The organism is Geminicoccus sp., from assembly GCF_036263595.1.
In the GTDB taxonomy this organism is placed as follows: domain Bacteria; phylum Pseudomonadota; class Alphaproteobacteria; order Geminicoccales; family Geminicoccaceae; genus Geminicoccus.
Map to the genome: position 1 here is coordinate 21,544 of NZ_DATAGQ010000035.1, position 16,336 is coordinate 37,879.

Sequence of the window (16,336 nt, forward strand, 5' to 3'; positions counted from 1 at the left end):
CGCCAGTCGGCCATACATGGCACGTGCGGTGGTAAATGGTTGCTGACGCGGTTCCCGGGAGTATGAGTTCGGCATGGTGGTCCGGCCTGTCGCGTTGGTCATTCTCGACGGTTGGGGTCGACGCGACGATCCAAGCGACAATGCCGTGGCGCTGGCCGACACGCCGGTGACCGACGGACTGCGTAAGCGGTGGCGGGAAACGACCCTGCGTGCCGACGGTCCCGCGGTCGGGTTGCCGGACGGCCAGTTCGGCAATTCCGAGGTGGGCCACACCAATCTCGGTGCCGGCCGGATCGTGATGCAGGAGCTGCCCAGGATCGGCCGCGCCATCGCGGACGGCAGCCTGGCAAAGCATCCCGCTCTGCTGGAAGCGGTGGACAAGGTACGCCGAGCCGGCGGACGTTTTCATCTGCTTGGCCTTGTGTCGCCAGGCGGCGTGCATGCCCATCAAGATCATGCCGTGGCCCTGGGGGGGATCCTGGCCGCCCGTGGCGTCGAGGTTCTTGTCCACGTCCTGACCGACGGACGCGATACGCCGCCGCGGTCAGGCCTCGACTATGTCCGTGCCTTTCAGGCGGCACTCGGCGATCAGGCCCGGATCGTCACGGTCGGTGGCCGGTACTTCGCGATGGATCGCGACAATCGATGGGAGCGGATCGAAAAGGCCTGGACCGCCATCGTCGATGGCATCGCGCCGAAGGTGAACACGCCAGAGCAGGCGATCGAGAAGGCTTATGCGGCCGGGGACGGTGACGAGTTCGTCGAGCCTGTGGTCGTGGACGGCTATGGCGGCATGCGCGATGGCGACGGCATCCTCTGCTTCAACTTCCGCTCGGACCGAGTGCGTCAGTTCCTGGACGCTCTGGTCAAGCCGGACTTCGCCGGGTTCCAGCGTCGCCACGTACCAGCCTTGTCCGCGGCGATCGGCATGACGAGCTATTCGGCGGACCTCGACAAGGTGTTGACGACCCTGTTCCCGCCCGAGCCAATGGACGATCTGCTGGGTGATGTCCTGTCGGCGGCGGGCCTGCGCCAGTTGCGGGCAGCGGAGACGGAGAAGTATCCCCACGTCACCTTCTTCTTCGATGGTGGCAGCGACAAGCAGGTGGTGGGCTGCCAGCGGATCCTGGAACCGTCACCGAAGGTGCCGACCTACGACCATCAGCCCGAGATGTCCGCTCCTGGACTCACTGATCGCGTAGTCGAGGCGATCCTGCGCGACGAGCCGGACTTCGTCCTGTTGAACTTCGCCAACCCAGACATGGTCGGACATACCGGCATCCTGGACGCGGCGCGACGCGCCGTGGAGACAGTGGATGCCTGCCTGGGGCGGGTCGTGGCGGCGGTGCTTCACCGAAAAGGCGCTGTGCTGGTGACCGCGGATCACGGCAACTGCGAGGTGATGCGCGACCCTGTCACAGGAGCACCGCACACAGCCCACACGACCAACCCGGTGCCGTTCATCTTGGTGGGTGCGCCGGAAGGGGCGAGCCTTCGGGAGGGCGGCATTCTCGCGGATGTGGCGCCGACCGTGCTGGACCTGCTTGGTGTGGCCCAACCCGCGGCAATGAGTGGCCGGACGCTCCTCTGCTCGGCGGCGGATACCTGATCGGATGACCGGATGGGGCCGGCTCCTCATGCGGATGAATGTCGTGCTGGTCATGCTGGCCGGTTTGACAGGACCTGCCTACGCAGCCGACGGGGAGATCCGAGCCCTCCCGCCATCCGAGGCCGTGACCCTGACGGCGCTTCAGGATCTCGACGATCTCGCCGCCCGGATGCGTCGGCTGCAGCTGGCGGCGTTCGGCTTGGATGCAGTTCAGGCGAACGTGCAGGCGCGACTGCAGGACCTGGACAGCGAGCGCGATGCCGTCGGCCGGGATGTGGCACAGCTCTCCAGACGAGTACGGCAGGCAAGAGCCGGCGTGGCCCGCAACCTGGGTCTTTATGTCGCTGCGGATCTGAGCGGGACCGATATCCGCCGGCGGGCGATCCGGCGTGCCATGCTGTCCACGCAGCGCCTTGACTGGGCTCGCACGGAGCTGCGGCTACAGGACGCGAAGATGGCCTGGGCGCAGGTCGATGGCGAGATCGTGAACGCGGATGCGCTGCTGGAGGAGCTCGATCGCGAGGCTGCAGCGGTTGCGTTGCAGCGAGATCAGGTCGACGATGCCCCGATCGCCGCGCTGTGGGTGGCGCAGGCCGAGGCTCGGATCGCCAGCAATCTGGCGCAAACGCAGGCCACCCGCGAGCGGCGCTACCTGCCGAAGGACGAGCCCCCGCTGCTCTTGGGTCTAGATGAGGATCTGGTCTGGCCAGCGACGGCACCCACCGGGGCGGACAATGATCAGGCCGGCGGGATCAATATTGAGGCACCCGCCGCCGACATGCTTCGGAGCTGGAGCAACCTTCTGTCGTCGACCCGCATGGTCGGCAACTCATCCGCCATGCACATGTCGTCGGACCACGGGATCACCTTGGACATTGCCTCCGGCGAACGCATCACCGCGCCGGCCGGCGGAACGATCATGTTCGCTGGTGAGTTTCGCACCTACGGGCTGATCTTGATTATCGACCACGGCGATGGCTACCATACGTTGATGGCTGGTTTCTCGCATCTGAACATCGGGTTGGGTGCGGTTGTCCGGCCGGGTGACGTGGTTGGCAGCTTGGACGTTGCGTCCGGGTCGGCCGGGCAGTTGTATGTGGAAGTGCGGCACCAGGGCGTGCCGGTTGATCCGATGCCGTGGCTTACGGCTCGCGAAGACAAGGTCCGGGGTTGATGAAGGCGAGATATCTGCGCTCTGGTCTCCTGGTCGGTGGGTCCGTCGCCGTCGGCGTGCTGCTGGGTCAGGTAGCACCACTGTCAGCCCAGTCCGGTGGCGAGGTCTACCGGCAGTTGAAGCTGTTCGCCGACGTGTTCGAGCGCGTCCGGGCGGACTATGTCGAGGACGTGCCGGACCAGACCCTGATCGAGAACGCGATCAACGGGATGCTGACCAGCCTGGACCCGCACTCGGGATACCTGGACACCGAACGGTACCGGGACATGCAGGTCCAGACCCGTGGTGAATTCGGTGGCCTCGGCATCGAAGTCACCATGGAGAACGGCCTGATCAAGGTCGTCTCGCCGATCGACGATACGCCGGCCGCTCGGGCAGGCGTACAGGCGGGCGACCTGATCACCCATATCGACAACGAGCCGGTCACTGGTCTGGCCTTGTCCGAGGCGGTCGACAAGATGCGCGGCCCGGTCGATACCTCGATCAAGCTGCGTCTGCTCCGTCAGGGTGCCGAAGAGCCATTCGACGTCACCATGGCCCGCGCCATCATCAAGATCTCCCCTGTCCGTTCCCATGCCGAGGGAATGGTCGGCTATGTCAGACTGACGACGTTCAGCGAGCAGACGGCGGGCGCGATGCGTGATGCAGTCGAGAAGCTCCGTGCGGACATGGGCAGCAACATGCAGGGACTGGTCTTGGACCTGCGCAACAACCCAGGTGGCCTGCTCGACCAGGCGGTTGCCGTGTCGGACGCCTTCCTCGACCAGGGTGAGATCGTATCGACGCGGGGGCGGCAGTCGGAGAGCATCCAGCGCTTCAACGCGCGCAAGGGGGACATCGTCGAAGGCGTGCCCATGGTCGTGCTGATCAACGGCGGATCGGCTTCGGCTTCCGAGATTGTCGCCGGTGCCCTGCAGGATCACCGCCGCGCCATCCTCATGGGCACCCAGTCCTTTGGCAAAGGCTCCGTCCAGACCATCATGCCGATCCCCGGCCATGGTGCCATTCGCCTGACCACGGCCCGCTACTACACCCCGGCTGGAACCTCGATCCAGGCCAAGGGCATTACCCCGGATATCGAGGTGCATGCGGCGAACATCCAGGACATCGAGGATGCCATCGGACGGCGGGAGGCGGATCTGCGCGGCCGGCTGACGAACGAGCAGGAAGAGGCACAGCCCGAGCAGGCGGAGCCGGCGGACGCGCAGCCCACGGACGACCAAGCACCCGAGGCGGCTGCCATTCCGACCGATCCGAAGCAGGATTACCAACTCTCCCGGGCAGTCGACCTGCTTCGCGGGATTGCACTCTACAGCGAACGTGGGCCCCTGAACTGATTGCGGCATACGGTCCCGTTACGCGAGCCCGCCATCCGTCGGGCGAGAGGCACCGATGAGCGAAGCCACGAGCCTGCGCACGAAGCGGCTGGTCATGCGACCCTGGCGGGAAGCGGACCGAAGAGGCTTCCGCATGCTCAACGCCGACCCCGAGGTCATGCGCTACTTCCCGCGGCCCTTGTCCGCCGAGCGCAGTGATTCGATCATGGAAGCTTGGCAGGACCATATCGACCGGCATGGCTGGGGGTTCTGGGCAGTCGAACAAGCCTCGGACGGGGCATTTGTCGGCGCGGTCGGGATTGCCAATGCGACCTTTCCGGCACCGTTCACACCTGCTGTGGAAATCGGGTGGCGGCTGTCCAGGGCCTACTGGCACAAGGGCTATGCGCAGGAGGCGGCGAGTGAGGCAATGAGGTACGGCTTCGACGAACTCCAGGTCGACGAGATCGTGGCGTTCACGCTGCCGACCAACCTGCCCTCCCGAAGGGTGATGGAACGGCTGGGAATGAGGCATGACCCGGCCGATGACTTCGAGCATCCCTCCGTCGAAGCGGGGCACCCGATGCGCCATCACGTCCTCTACCGCCTCGCGAGAGTGGATTGGCGCGCGACTGCCGGACGCCGCTGATCTCGCCGTCGGTTCTGATCCAAAGGCACCAGGCAGCGATGGAATCCGCGATGGCGCTCGCCATCTGACCTGGAGTTGGCCCGTCGCACGGGCGTAGATCGCGGAGTAGATGCCCATGGAAGAACTCACTGCCGAAGGCCGGCGCATCGTCGACGAGGTCGGGCAGCGCCATGGCCTGTCGACGGAGGCGGTTATCGTGCTGCTGCGTGCCCTCGTGGCTGGCCATGGCTCGATGGCGCAGTTCAACCATCCGGAACTCGGCGGCATGGGGCAGTGGTCGCAGGGCGGCATGGTCATGGTCGGCGACATGTTCAACCATGGCCTGAAGCAGCGCGTGGACGCCGTCTGCGCCGAGCTGGCGCAGCAGATCCGCAGCCAGCCCGTGTTCCAGCAGCCGGCCGCAGCATCGCAGCAGCAATACCAGGGGGCCGGATCGGGTAGTAGTGGTGCCGAAGTCAGCATGTTCATCCCCGCTGGCGGATCAGCGGCAGGGCGATGGTGGCCTGACGATCTCGGACAGCCGGCGGCCACCGGTGCGCAGAACAACATGCGTTACGCGGCGTTTCCCGACAAACGCCGGCTCGCGATCGACATTGGTGGGCGGGTGACCGTGTACGACACGGCCGAGCACCAGATCAGCGGCTTCTCGCAGCAGCAAAGCGGCGACGCTTCGCTGACCTTCAGCAGTCAGCACGGACTGGTTCGCGTCTCGGATCTGGCGATCGTATCGCCCGTGCAGGTGGCTGCACCCATCCAGTCATCCGGGTCTGTTTTCCGGCCGACGCCGGTGGCAGAAAGCGTGCCGCCTGTTGGCCAGCGTCCGGCGACGCCGGCGTCGCCTTCCGGTGAGGCGCCGGAACGGGAGGATATCATCGCGTCGATCGAGCGGCTGGCAGTCCTTAGGGACAAGGGCATCCTGACCGACGCGGAATTCTCAGCGAAGAAGGCGGACCTGCTGGGGCGGCTCTGACCGGGACAGACATGGCGCTGACCGTGGACAGTTGGCGCTGGCCGGTCGATCATTCCGGCCTGGCTTGCTGATCCAGCTATCTGGGAGATCGTCGATGGCGCTGTTGATCCGTGGCGGCACGGTGGTGAACGCCGATCGCAGCTTTCGGGCTGACGTACTGACAGAAGGTGGCATCATCCAGGCCGTGGGGGAGAACCTGGACGCCCCGCAGGGCACCGAGGTGATCGACGCCGGCGGAGCCTATGTGATCCCAGGCGGTATCGATCCCCACACGCATCTCGAGATGCCGTTCATGGGCACGGTAGCCATCGAGGACTTCTTCTCGGGCACGGCCTCGGCGCTGGCCGGCGGCACCACCATGATCATCGACTTCTGCATCCCCGGGCCCGGACGGAGCCTGACCGCAGGCCTCGACGACTGGCAGTCCTGGGCCGGGAAGGCCTGCGCCGACTATTCCTTCCACGTCGCGATCACGGAATGGACGGAGCGGACGGCGCAGCAGATGGCCGAGGTGGTCGACCGCGGCGTGACCAGCTTCAAGCACTTCATGGCGTACAAGGGCGCCTTGATGGTCGACGACGAGATCCTCTTCCACAGCTTCTCGCGCTGCCGCGATCTGGGTGCCTTGCCGATGGTGCACGCGGAGAATGGCGACGCAGTCTTTCTCCTGCAGCAGCAACTGCTTGACCGGGGCATTACCGGGCCGGAAGGTCATGCCTTGTCGCGGCCTCCGCATGTGGAGGCAGAGGCGGCCAACCGTGCCATCATGATCGCCCAAACGGTGGGATCGCCGCTCTACATCGTACACACCTCCTGCCGTGAGGCGCACGAGGCAATCGCGCGGGCACGTGCGTCCGGCGTGCGCGTCTACGGCGAGCCCCTGATCCAGCACCTCGTCCTCGACGAGAGCGTCTACTGGTCAACCGACTGGGAGTTCGCGGCCTCCCGGGTCATGAGCCCACCATTCCGGTCCAAGGAGCACCAGAAGTCCCTGTGGGACGGGCTGCTCGCGGGTTCCTTGCAGGTCGTCGCGACCGATCACTGCGCATTCACGATCGACCAGAAGAAGGGTGGCCTGGACAATTTCACCAAGATCCCCAACGGGACGGGAGGCCTGGAGGAGCGGCTGAAATGCCTATGGCATTTCGGCGTCAATACCGGGCGCCTGACGCCCAACGAACTCGTGGCAGCCAGCTCCGCCAACTGTGCCCAGATCTTCGGTCTCTATCCACGCAAAGGCGTCATCCAGGCTGGCTCCGACGCCGATCTTGTTGTCTGGGACCCGAAGGCCACCGGTACAATCTCGGTCAAGACCCATCATTCGAAGATGGACACCAACGTGTTCGAAGGGATCAAGGTCGAGGGGCTGCCTGCCATCACCGTGTCCGGCGGGAAGGTCGTCTGGCGGAACGGGCAACTGGACGTGCAGCGGGGTGCGGGGCGGATGATCGCGCGCAAGCCCGGCAGCGCTGCCACCGAGGCGCAGGCCAAGATCAACGAGCGCCTGCGGCCCCAGGGCGTGCGCCGGCTGGTCAGTGCCCAGCAGACACCCTGACCATCGAAGGCAAGAGGGAGTTGCGGCCGCAGCTCCTTCGCCACGAAGGCGATTAGTGGATCTGCACCGACGGTAGCCGCGGCACTGGCTGATCGGTGCGGCCAAGTTGAACGTCGAGCTCGCGACAGGCCTCCAAGCCGACACCGCTTGCGCCCGCCATGGGCCTGACCGAGACGTGGCTCACGACCATGTCGGCGGTGGAGGTGGACTCCAGCATGAATATATCGAGCGCGCAGACGCCCAGCGGATAACGCCACCACTGCGCTTGGCCCGCCCGCAGCGCGATCTCGGGCGAGCCGAACAGGTCATCGACACGCTGCGCGTCCATGCCCACCAAAGCCAGATCGCTGGACGATGGGAGAACCGGTGACGCCACTGGACTGGCCGCGAACACAAGGTCCTGGCGCACGAGCTGGGCCTGCGCGACCGAGGGATCGCTGGAGGCACAGCCACCAAGGGCGGCCATCCCAACCAGCACCATCAGCAAGCCTTGTCCCGTGCGCCAGCGCATCATGAAGGCGGGAGGTTCTCACTCGGCTGGCTGCCTTGGGCATGGCTCTCGATCATGCTGACCGACCCGGAGAGCATGCCACCACGCTCGATCTCGATCTCGCCATAGCGCACGTTGCCCCTGACCTTCCCCGACGAACGGATCAGCAGGCGCTTGCGCACCGTCAGCTCGCCCTCGTAGGTCCCGCTGATTTCCGCCTCTTCGACCTCGCAGCCGCCGATGAAGCGGCCGGAGCCCGCGATCTCGAGCGCGCGCGTCTCGTTGAGCGTAACTTCGCAGAAACCCTCCACCACCAGACGGTCACAAGCGGTGATCTCGCCGGCGAGCCGGATGCCCTGACCGACGATCAGGCGCTTGCCGGTGTTGTCGTCCGTTCCCGGGACGGACACTTTCGGCGCCATCACGCTTGCCAGCGACGGAGCGGGCGGCTCCTCCCTTTTCGGCACGGAAGGCATGACCGGAGGCTTCGTGTCCAGGTTCGCACGAGCGAGCGGCTCGTTCTGCTCGGGACGGGGCGGCTCATTGTCTTTCCTGCGGAACATGCTTTCACCGTCGGATCTTAGAGTTCGTCGGACACGTCCGAGCTACGTTGGAGCACCGAACATCAACTGTTCGATCTCGCTCTGGCTCTAGCATCCGCTCCTGGTCGGTTGAAACCCCCGCGCGTCTGCCTAGGGCCATACGACCTACAGCTTGAGGCATCTCCAGATGGGCGAAAAGTGTGCTGGCGCATCAACTCCACTGAAGCACACCACGTTGCGCCTGCGACACAGAGTTCCGTACTGCGCGTTGCCACCAACGCCCGCATCGCTATGGTCCGCGGCGCCTCGACCGATCGTCACCACCCGGAGCCTGCCATGCCAACCGTCGACCACCTGCCAGCACAGCTCGACGTGGTGGGTCTCGGCAACGCCATCGTCGACGTCGTGGCCGACGCCACCGATGCCCAGCTAGCTGAGCTCGACCTGATCAAGGGAGCGATGACCCTGATCGAAGCCGATCGCTCGGAGTTCCTCTACCAGCACATGGGCCAAGCCATCGAACAGTCCGGCGGCTCTTGCGCTAACACCATGGCGGCCCTGGCGGCTCTGGGGGCCAGGGCAGGCTATGTCGGCCGCGTGAAGCAGGACCAGTTGGGCGCCATCTTCGCGCACGACATCCGGGCGACCGGAGTCACCTTCCTCAATGCACCTGCAGCCGACGGGCCTGCTACGGCGCGCTCGCTGATCTTCGTCACGCCTGATGCACAGCGCACCATGCAGACCTATCTCGGCGCCTGCGTAATGCTCGACGAAGGCGACGTGGACGACGCTCTCGTCGCCCGTGCCAAGGTCACTTACCTGGAAGGATATCTCTGGGATCGTGATGGTGCCAAGGCGGCCTGCCTGAAGGCTGCGTCGATCGCCAAGGCCCATGGGGGCCAGCTGGCGCTGACCCTTTCCGATAGCTTCTGCGTCGGGCGCTGGCGCAGCGAGTTCCGCGAACTTGTCACCAAGCAGGTCGACATCCTGTTCGCGAACGAGAGTGAGATCACCAGCCTCTACGAGACTGATGATTTCGAGGTGGCGAAGGAGGCTGTCCGCCGCGAAGTTGGGCTCGCCGTGCTGACGCGCGGCCCGTCCGGGTCGATCGTGATCGCGGGTCAAGAGGAGCATCCGATACCGCCGGTGGCCCCGGCACGTATCCTGGATACGACCGGTGCCGGTGATCTCTATGTGGCCGGCTTCCTCTACGGATACACCCACGGCCATTCGCTCGCCGACGCGGGCCGACTGGGCAGCGCCTGCGCCTCGGCCGTGATCGAGCAGTACGGCGCCCGGGTCCAAAAGCCGCTGCGCACCCTCATCGAGAGCAGCGGCCGCTGATCCAGCCGTATACCGGGACGCGGCTCGGCGGGATCGGCTGGGCCCTTTCCGGGGTTGTCGTTTTCACCGTCATCTTTGCAGCCGGCAAGCTGACGGGCGGCCAAGTTCCGCTCGTCCAGCTCATCATGCTACGCCTGATCGGCGCGCTGCCGGTGCTCCTGGCCTGGCGGTTGGCCACGCGCACCTATCTCCCCTTCGTGACGCGCGCGCCTGCACTCAGCATCATCCGAGCGTCCTGCGGCTATGGCGGCTTGATGTGCGCCCTGGAAGCCGGGATCCGCCTTCCTCTGGCCCAAGCGAGCACGCTCGGGCTGCTGGAAGGAGTCCTGGCCGTTCTACTGGGAGGATTGCTGCTTCACGAGCGGATCGGGCTGCCGCACCGGGCAGCCGCGGTGTTGGGCTTGGTCGGTGCCACCTTGGCGGCCGAGCCATGGCGCGCCGAGTGGCAGCTGTCGTCAGGTGTTCCCATCGCCCTTGGCAGCGCATTGCTGTTCGGCCTTGAGGTCGTGGTCATCAAGAAGCTGGTGGAAATGGATGAGGCATGGACGCTGATCTTCACCGTCCACCTCTTCGGCCTCGTCCTGCTTGCGCTGCCCGCGTGGTTCATGTGGCGGCCGATCGAACCGGGCCAGATGCTGTTCGCGCTGGCCCTCGGCCCTCTTGGCATCCTCGGCCAGCTGATGAACGTGCGTGCCTGGCGGGCGCTGCCGATCTCGGTGATCGGCCCGCTCGGCTATTCGTGGGTGCTGTTCGCGGCGATCCTGGGCTATCTCGTCGGAGGCGAGCGCCCTGGGACCTGGACGATCGCGGGCGCCATGCTGATCCTTGCCAGTGGCTTGCTCCTGGCACGTGACGGACGCTGAGGCGACAGAGTCCGTCGGCCGAGATCAGCTTGCTACCTCGCAGCGTTCTTCAGGGCCTGGTCGAGATCGGCAATAATGTCCGAAGCTGTCTCGATGCCGATCGACAGGCGAATGACGTCCGGGCCTGCGCCGGCCGCCACCTGCTTCTCTGGTGGAAGCTGGCGATGCGTGGTTGAAGCCGGGTGAATGATCAGCGAGCGGGTATCGCCGATATTGGCGACGTGGCTCAGGAGCTCGCATCCGTCGACGACCTTCACGCCCATCTCGTAGCCGCCCTTCACCCCGAAGGTGAAGACCGAGCCCACGCCGTTGGGGCAGTACTTGTCGAGCAGTGGTGTGCGATTCCGCTCCAGTCGCGCATAGGAGACCCAGGCTACTGCCGGATGGGTCTCCAGGAAGGCGGCGACCTTGTCGGCATTCTCGGCATGCCGCTGCATGCGCAAGGGCAAGGTCTCGATGCCGTTCAGGATCAGGAAGGCGTTGAAGGGCGACATGGCAGGTCCCATGTCGCGCAGCCCGATCGCCTTGTTGCGCACCGTCATCGCGAACGTGCCGAAGGTCTCGTAGAAGGACAGGCCATGGTACGCGGCCGTGGGCTTGGTCATGAGCGGGAACTTGTCGTTCTGCGCCCAGTCGAACCGGCCGCCTTCGACGATGCCGCCGCCAACCGAGTTGCCCTGGCCACCCAGATACTTGGTCAGCGAGTGCACGACGATGTCCGCACCCCATTTCAGCGGGTTGCAGAAGTAGGGGCTGGGCAGGGTATTGTCGACGATCAGCGGGACGCCGGCTTCGTGCGCAATCGTGGCGATCGCTTCCAGATCGGCGACGATTCCGTCCGGATTGGACACGCTTTCCACGAACAATGCCTTCGTCCTGGGCGTGATCGCCTGCTTGAAGTTGCTCGGCTCGCGCGGGTCGACAAAGCTCACGTGCCAGTCGAACTGCGGGAAGGTGCCGCTCATCTGGGCGATCGACCCGCCGTAGAGGCGATTCGACGAGACGACATGGTCGCCTGGGGTCAGCAGGTTCAGGAAGGTCAGGAATTGCGCGGAATGGCCGGACGCGGTGGCGCAGGCGGCCGTGCCTCCCTCGAGTGCGGCCATCCGCTCTTCCAGCACCGAGACGGTCGGGTTGGTCAGGCGCGAGTAGATGTTGCCGAACTTCTGGAGGTTGAAGAGCGCGGCCGCATGATCGACGTCGTCAAACACGAACGAGGTCGTCTGGTAGATCGGCACCGCCCGGGCGCCTGTGGTCGGATCGGGCGCTGCGCCCGCATGCACCGCCAACGTCTCGAATCCGTAACCCGTCTCTCCGGCCATCCGCTTTCTCCCGAGCCATGCATGCCGCGGTGCCTGCATGATCAACAGGTAAGTTTCAAGCTCTGCCGGGATGGGGCATGGTGCCGACCCATGAAACTCGTGCGACGCAGCTTCTTGACGGCGTTGCCTGGCCTTGTGGCCGGCTGTGCATCGGTTGGACCTTCGACGATCGTCCGCGACCATCGGGACTATACCGACGCCATCGCCGATGCTGCCAAACGGCAGGTGCTGGGCGCTGTCGTCCGGCTCCGTTACGCGGACCACGTCGCCTTCCTCGACGTGGGTCAGGTGGTGGCGGGCTACCAGATCGAAGGGGTCCTCGGCACGGGCACCAGCTTTACCAACGGGCTGGACCTGGGGGAGGATCTCAGGCTCTCCGCTGAAGGACGGTACATCGACAGGCCCACCATTACCTGGCAGCCCGTCACGGGGGCTGCCCTGTCGGAGCGCCTGCTCCAGCCGTTGCTGCCGGGAATTCTGGCCGTGCTGGGACTGACCGGTTTCCCCCCGGACATGGTCTTTGGCCTGACCGTCAGTTCCATCAACGGGCTTTCCAATGGATCCACGCGACCTGGCGAGTCCATTCCGGCGGATCCGCGTTGGAGTATGGTGATCGACCGCTTCCGCTCGGTGCGCAGCATCGGCGTAATTGGCATTCGCACCGACCGTGACGGGCTTGGTCGCCCGCGTTTCGTGCTGGTCGACGAGAGCCGTGGCGCCGATCCTCGCGTGAGGGAGATCCGGTCGCTTCTGGGCTTAAGGTCCGAGTTGAACGAGTTCCCTCTGGTCTATGGCTCCGGGCTGGGTGACGGCAGCACGATCAGGATGATCACCCGCCCGCTCCTGGACGTGCTGCTGGAGGTGGCTGGCCGCATCAAGGTCCCGGCTTCCCATGTCGGATCGGGGCGCACGCCGAAAACGGTGGTGGATGTCCCGGCGCTGCCGGTGCTGCGGATTGAAGCTGACGAGGATCGGCCACGCTCGGCTTATGTCGAAGTGGATTATGGAGGCAGCTGGTTTTGGATCGACGAGCACGATTATGCCAGCAAGCGGACCTTTACTTTTCTGATGCTGCTGGTGTCGCTCGCGCAGACCGATCCCGGTAGCCAGCAGCCGCTGCTGACAATACCCACCGGGTAGCAGTAGGGGTAGATCAGTCCGTTGGCCGCAGACAGGACGCTCAGCGTCTGCTGACCTGGATCACCGGCAGTCGCCGCGCTTCCTGGTCCAGCCCCTTGCGGGCCCAGTCCTCCCACAATGCTTCCGGTGGCAGGAAGAACCAGCCGGTTTTGGGATCTCCCACCTTCACGAACCTACCGCTGGCGACGCACAAGGCCGTCAGCAGGCAGATCAGAGCGGCACGCTCGTCATGATTGGATGTCCTTGAGAGCCTGCTGACCAAGGTCGGATGGCCGATGTCCAGTTCCGCCAGCAAGCGCTGCGTGAGCCCGGATTTGACCCAGGCGTCGTAGAGCCAGTCAAATTTCCTCCCACGGCGGAGAACTGGCGGATCCGCAAGCAGTCGGTCCGGCAGTCCGACGGCCAGGAACGCGTTCGGAAACGCCTCGACGATCAGGTCGGCACGGGCGGCCAAGGCTGTCGCTGCTGCCATGGTTGCCCGTCTGAAAGCCTGCCCGGTTCCAGGGATGTGAGACATGCCTGGCTTGCATCGCCTTGCAAAGATGCCCCTGCAGAACAGGCGCTCGACCGAACGAGGCGCCGTCAGTTCCAGATCAAGGGGAGGCCAGGGGCCATCGATGGCCAGGCAGTCATATCTTCCATGGTCGAGCAGCAGAGCACGAGCGGACGCTATGTCGAGATGTTCCAGGAGAAGGGCCTCTTCCCGCTGGATGGCAACGCCAGAGGAGCGTGCCGTTTGGCTGAAGCCGATATCCAGCCCGGCCAGTCGCCAGGGAACCATCAGGGACGAGCGCGGAACTTCGACAGCTGCATGGCTTGGCCCTTCTTCGACGAGATCATGCCGCGGTTCACGCCAAGCCAGCCGATCTCGCCGAACAGGCGCCCATACTCGATCTTCGGGCAACGGTTCATTACCACCTTGAGACCGGCGGCCTCTGCCTTGGCGGCGGCTTCGTCGTGACGTACGCCCAATTGCATCCACAGGACCTTGGCACCAATCCTGATCGCTTCATCCGCGATGGGTGGTACGTCCTCGGACTTGCGAAAGATGTCGACCATGTCCGGTACGAGCGGAAGGGACGCAAGGTCAGCGTGAACGACCTCTCCCAGCAGCGTCTGGCCAGCATAGCGCGGGTTGACCGGCAGGACCCGGAAGCCTTTGCCCTGCAGGTAGAGCATGGCGAAGTAGGACGGGCGCATCTCGTTCATCGAGGCACCGACCATCGCGATCGTCTTCACGTCCTTCAAGACCATGCGGAGCATGCCATCGTCATAGCGAAGGTCGCCGCCTTCAATGCTCATCGGACTTCCTTCGAACTACAGGTGAAATGCCCGGTAAAAGGGCTGGAAGGACAGATGCCTCGGCCGATCTCAGGCCGGCCAGTGTGGTCGGCGCTTCTCGGCAAAGGCGGCCACGCCCTCGGCGAAATCGGCACCGAGAGCGTTCTGGACGATGACCTCGGTCGCATGGCGGTAGGAATCTTCCAGGTTCATGCCCGCACTCTCGTAGAAGGCGCGCTTGCCCAGGGCGACCACGTCGTATGGCTTGTCCAGGATCCGGGCGGCAAGATCAGTGACGACATGGTCGAGATCTGCCGATGGTACGACGCGATTCACCAAGCCCAGGCGCAGCGCCTCGTCCGCATCGATAAAGTCGCCCGTGAACAGCATCTCGAGTGCCGCCTTTTGCGGCATGACCCGGCGCAGTGCCACGGCCGGCGTAGCGCAGAACAGGCCGTACTTGATCCCGGAGGTCGCAAAACGACTGCGATCGGATGCCACCGCCATGTCGCAGGCGGCGACCAGTTGGCATCCTGCCGCGGCCGCGATTCCATCGATGCGCGCGATCACCGGCTGGGGTAGGCGGGTGAGCTTCACCATCACCCGGGAGCAGTGGGTGAACAGTTCGGTCAAAGCCGTCTCGGTCCGGTCAGCAGCCATCTCCTTCATGTCGTGGCCAGCGGAGAAGGCGGCACCGTGGCCGCTCAGCACGACCACCCGCGTTGAACGATCCAGCGAGATCTCGTCGAGCAGGCGCTCCATCTCAGTGAGCACCGCCCTGGATAGGGCGTTGAACGCCTTAGGCCGGTTCAGGGTCAGGTACGTGACGCCGTCCTGGTCGTCCCTGAGGATCACGGGCTCGTTCTGCATGGCACTGGCCGACATCGAGGCTGCCCCCTGGGAAAGCTGCTGCGGCAATGAACGGCTTGCGGGAGCGCCGACGTCTGGGCGACAGACGGGCGGACGCATGACCGTGAGCCCCTGATATAGTGTCGAACAAGCCTCTCCCACCCCTGGATGCTGCAGGATTCGCAGCGCTGGCTGAAACCGCCGTGCCACTGGTGCCGATTCTCGGTCTGGCAGTCGATCGGTTCGACGCTGAAGCAGTGGTTGTCAGGCTGCCCTGGCAGGACGTCGCCCTTCGCCCGGGCGGCTCGGTATCCGGACCCGCGATGATGACGCTGTCGGACATCGCGCTTTGGGGTGCCATCCTTGCGCGGGTCGGGCGGGAGCCGCTTTGCGTCACGACCGACCTGACCTTCCATTTCCTGGCGAAACCACGCCACGCCGACGTCCTGGCCGAAGCTCGGGTCATCCGGCTCGGACGTACGCTGGCAATTGCCGAGGCCACGCTGCGGTCCGACGGGCAAGTGGAGCCCGTGGCCCACGCAGTTGGGACCTATGCGTTACCCGGGCGGTCCTGACGGCACCGTGCAACCCTGGCGACCCGCTGGCGGCCGGCACTTGGCGCCGGTGCTCTTCCTGCCCAGATGGTATCGGTCTCAACCCATTGACCCACGAGCTGATCAGCGGAGCGTACAGCGGGTCCAGCTTGTCCAAGAGTTGTTGGCAAACGGCAGTTCTTCTTGAGAATGGTTGGGGAGCTGGTGACATTGTCCCGTGTCAGCAGAAGACGGGATGACCAACGCCGTGCCTTTGTCTTTCTCACGCATCCCTGATGGCGGGGGGTGCCCTCCTGGCGTCGTTCTCGCCAAGTCAGATCTTGCAGACGCCAGGAGCCCGCCGCAACACGTTGCTGAAGGGCATCAAGGGCACTGACGACGTTGTGCTGGACGCAGCCGATGACGGGTTCTTCTCGCAGAAGTGCCTGCGAGAAAAACGATGCTAAGCGTCTCGCGTGCAAGTCCCGTGGTGCCGGCGAGCTGGCGTGGAACAAGACCGACCAGCTTCCTATCCCGGCTGGCCGGAGACCCCGAACGACGCGGCCCTGTTCGCCCGCTTCTGCCGGATGCAGACGCCAGCATCCCGGCGACCGCCGGCAACTCCAAGGCTGCTGGTCGTGGGCGCAAGCCGTCATCCGCCCACCAAAGGCGTTCCACCCCGGAGCAGCCGACCCGCCA

The 16,336-nt window shown here is 65.0% G+C and carries 16 protein-coding genes; 10 read left to right on the plus strand and 6 right to left on the minus strand.

Annotated features, from left to right (window positions below):
- Positions 1-73: 73 nt before the first annotated feature.
- The 6 genes from gpmI to hydA all read left to right on the plus strand — a co-directional run bounded on the left by gpmI (position 74) and on the right by hydA (position 7,273).
- Positions 74-1,609 carry a 2,3-bisphosphoglycerate-independent phosphoglycerate mutase gene (gene gpmI, locus VHL31_RS02690; RefSeq protein WP_329659660.1) on the plus strand — a complete coding sequence of 512 codons (1,536 nt, stop codon included), beginning with the start codon at positions 74-76 and terminating at the stop codon, positions 1,607-1,609.
- Between the two features lie 316 nt (positions 1,610-1,925).
- Positions 1,926-2,783 (plus strand): murein hydrolase activator EnvC family protein, encoded by an 858-nt coding sequence (locus VHL31_RS02695; protein WP_329659661.1) that lies wholly within the window; start codon positions 1,926-1,928, stop codon positions 2,781-2,783.
- The gene (locus tag VHL31_RS02700) at positions 2,783-4,120 is read left to right on the plus strand and encodes a S41 family peptidase (RefSeq protein ID WP_329659662.1); all 1,338 of its coding nucleotides are present in this window, start codon (positions 2,783-2,785) and stop codon (positions 4,118-4,120) included. The genes VHL31_RS02695 and VHL31_RS02700 overlap by 1 nt, the downstream gene beginning before the upstream one ends.
- Positions 4,121-4,175: 55 nt before the next feature.
- Positions 4,176-4,748 carry a GNAT family N-acetyltransferase gene (locus tag VHL31_RS02705; protein ID WP_329659663.1) on the plus strand — a complete coding sequence of 191 codons (573 nt, stop codon included), beginning with the start codon at positions 4,176-4,178 and terminating at the stop codon, positions 4,746-4,748.
- A 232-nt stretch (positions 4,749-4,980) separates the two neighbouring features.
- Complete coding sequence (locus VHL31_RS02710) at positions 4,981-5,718, plus strand: SHOCT domain-containing protein (protein WP_329659664.1); 738 nt, start codon at positions 4,981-4,983, stop codon at positions 5,716-5,718.
- Between the two features lie 94 nt (positions 5,719-5,812).
- Entirely contained in the window at positions 5,813-7,273 is a 1,461-nt protein-coding gene (gene hydA / locus VHL31_RS02715; RefSeq protein WP_329659665.1) for a dihydropyrimidinase, read from the plus strand.
- Positions 7,274-7,325: 52 nt separating this feature from the next.
- Here hydA and VHL31_RS02720 read toward each other — a convergent pair whose 3' ends face one another.
- Both VHL31_RS02720 and VHL31_RS02725 read right to left on the minus strand, forming a co-directional pair.
- A complete protein-coding gene (locus VHL31_RS02720) occupies positions 7,326-7,760 on the minus strand; it encodes a hypothetical protein (RefSeq protein ID WP_329659666.1) in 435 nt (144 codons plus the stop codon).
- Between the two features lie 23 nt (positions 7,761-7,783).
- Positions 7,784-8,326 (minus strand): polymer-forming cytoskeletal protein, encoded by a 543-nt coding sequence (locus VHL31_RS02725; RefSeq protein WP_329659667.1) that lies wholly within the window; start codon positions 8,324-8,326, stop codon positions 7,784-7,786.
- A 315-nt stretch (positions 8,327-8,641) separates the two neighbouring features.
- Here VHL31_RS02725 and VHL31_RS02730 point away from each other — a divergent pair, with 315 nt between their 5' ends.
- Complete coding sequence (locus VHL31_RS02730; RefSeq protein ID WP_329659668.1) at positions 8,642-9,649, plus strand: adenosine kinase; 1,008 nt, start codon at positions 8,642-8,644, stop codon at positions 9,647-9,649.
- A 32-nt stretch (positions 9,650-9,681) separates the two neighbouring features.
- Positions 9,682-10,512, plus strand: coding sequence for a DMT family transporter (locus tag VHL31_RS02735; protein WP_329659674.1), 831 nt, complete (start codon positions 9,682-9,684; stop codon positions 10,510-10,512).
- 32 nt (positions 10,513-10,544) lie between these two features.
- Here the strand turns inward: VHL31_RS02735 and VHL31_RS02740 are convergent, their stop codons facing one another.
- The gene (locus VHL31_RS02740) at positions 10,545-11,795 is read right to left on the minus strand and encodes an O-acetylhomoserine aminocarboxypropyltransferase (protein WP_329659675.1); all 1,251 of its coding nucleotides are present in this window, start codon (positions 11,793-11,795) and stop codon (positions 10,545-10,547) included.
- On the opposite strand from VHL31_RS02740, the gene VHL31_RS02745 reads away from it, so the two are divergent.
- Positions 11,703-12,974: a hypothetical protein gene (locus tag VHL31_RS02745; protein ID WP_329659676.1), complete on the plus strand. Its 1,272-nt coding sequence runs from the start codon at positions 11,703-11,705 to the stop codon at positions 12,972-12,974. The two genes, VHL31_RS02740 and VHL31_RS02745, sit on opposite strands and share 93 nt — an antisense overlap.
- 40 nt (positions 12,975-13,014) lie before the next feature.
- Here VHL31_RS02745 and VHL31_RS02750 read toward each other — a convergent pair whose 3' ends face one another.
- The 3 genes from VHL31_RS02750 to VHL31_RS02760 form a co-directional block, all read right to left on the minus strand.
- Complete coding sequence (locus VHL31_RS02750) at positions 13,015-13,446, minus strand: hypothetical protein (RefSeq protein WP_329659669.1); 432 nt, start codon at positions 13,444-13,446, stop codon at positions 13,015-13,017.
- Positions 13,447-13,754: 308 nt separating this feature from the next.
- Positions 13,755-14,276: a CoA-binding protein gene (locus VHL31_RS02755; protein ID WP_329659670.1), complete on the minus strand. Its 522-nt coding sequence runs from the start codon at positions 14,274-14,276 to the stop codon at positions 13,755-13,757.
- 69 nt (positions 14,277-14,345) lie between these two features.
- A complete protein-coding gene (locus VHL31_RS02760; protein ID WP_329659671.1) occupies positions 14,346-15,140 on the minus strand; it encodes an enoyl-CoA hydratase in 795 nt (264 codons plus the stop codon).
- Positions 15,141-15,307: 167 nt separating this feature from the next.
- Between VHL31_RS02760 and VHL31_RS02765 the strand changes: the two genes are divergently transcribed.
- Complete coding sequence (locus VHL31_RS02765; RefSeq protein ID WP_329659672.1) at positions 15,308-15,679, plus strand: PaaI family thioesterase; 372 nt, start codon at positions 15,308-15,310, stop codon at positions 15,677-15,679.
- Positions 15,680-16,336: the final 657 nt, after the last annotated feature.